1 protein-coding gene is annotated in these 401 nt (G+C 67.6%); it reads left to right on the top strand.

Going from position 1 to position 401, the window contains the following annotated elements; translation table 11 throughout:
• Positions 1-401: IS3 family transposase (locus tag VH88_RS13545; RefSeq protein WP_045811712.1), on the top strand; the 401-nt coding region annotated here is incomplete at both ends.

Below are 401 nucleotides of genomic sequence, written 5' to 3' on the forward strand. Positions count from 1 at the left end.
GATCTCGGGACGCCGCGTCGCGCGAGAGCTGACAGCGCTGATCGCTCGGCGGGGCCGTCCCGCCATGATCGTCAGCGACAACGGCACGGAGTTCACGTCCACCGCCATCCTGGCCTGGGCGCAGGATCATGGCGTCGACTGGCACTACATCGCGCCGGGCAAGCCGACCCAGAACGGGTTTGTGGAATCCTTCAACGGCCGGATGCGCGACGAACTGCTCAACGAGAGCCTGTTCTTCAGCCTGGATCACGCCCGCCAGAAGGTCGCCGCCTGGGCGCTGGACTACAACACCCGCAGGCCGCACTCGTCGATCGGCTACCTCACCCCGGAGGCTTTTGCCGCCAGTCTGACCGCAACAGGCCGACCCGCTGCGCAGGATGAAAGCTGCGCGGCCCGGCCTG

It is taken from the genome of Brevundimonas sp. KM4 (assembly GCF_000964075.1).
Lineage (GTDB): Bacteria > Pseudomonadota > Alphaproteobacteria > Caulobacterales > Caulobacteraceae > Brevundimonas > Brevundimonas huaxiensis.